General features: G+C 49.7%; 2 protein-coding genes, 2 tRNA genes and 1 rRNA gene. All 5 read left to right on the top strand.

The genetic code is table 11. The features are described 5' to 3' along the window. Positions 1–43 precede the first annotated feature (43 nt). The 5 genes from rrf to HMPREF9081_RS09190 all read left to right on the top strand — a co-directional run bounded on the left by rrf (position 44) and on the right by HMPREF9081_RS09190 (position 1,220). A 5S ribosomal RNA gene (gene rrf / locus HMPREF9081_RS09210) occupies positions 44–160 on the top strand. A gap of 52 nt (positions 161–212) precedes the next feature. Beyond that, positions 213–288, top strand: a tRNA-His gene (locus HMPREF9081_RS09205). A gap of 1 nt (position 289) precedes the next feature. Next, positions 290–365 (top strand) — tRNA-Trp (locus HMPREF9081_RS09200). Then, on the top strand, positions 338–550 hold the full coding sequence (locus HMPREF9081_RS14135; RefSeq protein WP_167535620.1) for a hypothetical protein: 213 nt from the start codon (positions 338–340) through the stop codon (positions 548–550). The genes HMPREF9081_RS09200 and HMPREF9081_RS14135 overlap by 28 nt, the downstream gene beginning before the upstream one ends. 112 nt (positions 551–662) lie before the next feature. Beyond that, positions 663–1,220, top strand: a complete 558-nt coding sequence (locus tag HMPREF9081_RS09190) for a hypothetical protein (protein WP_006306937.1) — start codon at positions 663–665, stop codon at positions 1,218–1,220. Positions 1,221–1,491: the final 271 nt, after the last annotated feature.

Here is a 1,491-nt window from a genome sequence, read left to right as displayed (position 1 = left end):
CAGTTTCTTCTGTGAAGTTTTGAGTGTACAACACTCAAGAAGATGCGGTGATGATGCCTGAACGGTACCACCTGTTCCCATTCCGAACACAGTAGTTAAGCGTTCAAAGGCCGAGGGTACTTCGTTGGAGATGACGTGGGAGAGTAGGTAGTTGCCGCACAGGGACTCGTGAATCGCGCGGTTCACGAGTTCTTTTGTAAAATATCATAATGGCGGCTTTGGTGAAGCGGTTAACACACTGGATTGTGGCTCCAGCATGCATGGGTTCGATCCCCATAAGTCGCCCCATAGGGGTATAGCTCAACTGGTAGAGCAACGGTCTCCAAAACCGTAGGTTGTGAGTTCAAGTCTTACTGCCCCTGCCATTGCGTTTAGCCGTATCGGTTTCGATACGGTTTTTTTGTATGGCGGAGCGTCTTGTGAAAGAGGGGCGCGGGAGGAGTCCCATAACGAGCCGGAAGAAGAATCGAAGGGGAGCATCTACGAGCGGATGATGGCGTCGCTCGACGAGGTGCGTCTTGACCGGTATGATCGCGCGATGAATGGCTGATCCTATGCGTTTCTCATGTTCTTTTATCTTGTAAAATACGAAATAATAGTGTAGAATGGCAAAAAGGCAAAATGAGCTTATTTTGCTCTGAGTTTAAGGAGGAGATATATCTATGAAGAGATTCGTCCAGATGGCGCTTGTTTTGTGCCTCACACTGTTTGCTATGCAGGCAGGGGCATCCGCCTATTCCGACAAGGTGACACTGCCGGAGGGAGCGGTGATCACGAATGTCAACCGTCTGGCGGTTGGTGCTCCTCTCTATGTGCAGGTGGAGGATACGGCGCCCTCGCTCGAGATCCTGACACAGGTTGTTTCGGATGCGAGCCGGGTCACCCGCGCCAATATTGTGACTTACGATACGGTGGTGAGCGGCATTCAAAAGGACAACAACATTGATCTCAAGGCACTTCCGCGGCGTGAGGCTGCCAAGATTTTTAAGGAGCATGTTGCCTCCTATGCGGATGCCTACATCATCCTGACGGTTGCGAATAACAGCCGCACGACGTTCTTCTTCGATGTCTATCGTTCGGGTTCCAATGAGTTGCTTTACACGTATGAGGTTCGAGCGAACAAGTCGGATGGAAATACGGTTGCGACGTTCTCGGCCCTCTCCGAGCAGTTCTATAAGAACTGGCAGCGTTCGGTGGAAGCCCAAAATAAGGGAAAGTAAGGAATCGCTGATAAAATGAAGTCCGTCAGATTGGCGTAGATTTTTTCGTCCGATTGAGGAGGCAAACCGGACGCAGAGCGGTGCTCTGTGGAGGATTTGCCGACGAAAAGCGGGCAAAAAAGATGCGCCAAGATGATGGCGCTGAATTTATCAGTGCTTCCGTAATACTGTAATGTGAAGCTCTCATACGCGTGAGAGCTTTTTCTTTGCCCAAAATACTAGTAGCAGCTCATAAAAATGTTGACAAAGAGGGGTAACTATAATAAGATAG

This window comes from Centipeda periodontii DSM 2778 (genome assembly GCF_000213975.1).
Taxonomy (GTDB): Bacteria; Bacillota; Negativicutes; order Selenomonadales; family Selenomonadaceae; genus Centipeda; species Centipeda periodontii.
Note: the sequence above shows the minus strand (reverse complement) of the source record. Positions and strands in the feature narration are given on the sequence as shown.

Bases quoted from the DNA above. Each gene is read 5' to 3' on its own strand.
- HMPREF9081_RS09190 (WP_006306937.1), top strand. From the start codon at position 663: ATGAAGAGATTCGTCCAGATGGCGCTTGTTTTGTGCCTCACACTGTTT.